Here is a 291-nt window from a genome sequence, read left to right on the forward strand (position 1 = left end):
GCTTGAACGTTGTGGTGTCAAAGTTGAAATTTTAGGGTTTACCACCAAAACTTGGAAAGGGGGAAAATCACGCGAAAAATGGCTTGAGAAACATAAGCCTCATCATCCTGGACGCCTGAATGATTTGTGTCATATCATCTATAAAAGCGCTGACACCCCATGGCGTCGCGCACGCCGCAATCTAGGTTTGATGATGCAAGAAGGATTACTCAAAGAAAATATTGACGGAGAAGCTTTAATTTGGGCGCATCAACGCCTTTTATCACGGCGTGAACAGCGTCGCATTCTCAT

The 291-nt window shown here is 44.7% G+C and carries 1 pseudogene; it reads left to right on the plus strand.

Annotated elements, in window-relative coordinates:
- Positions 1-291, plus strand: a pseudogene (locus ACFINC_RS10875) (cobaltochelatase subunit CobT); the annotation flags it as partial.

This window comes from Bartonella sp. AP58NXGY, assembly GCF_042195785.1.
Lineage (GTDB): Bacteria > Pseudomonadota > Alphaproteobacteria > Rhizobiales > Rhizobiaceae > Bartonella.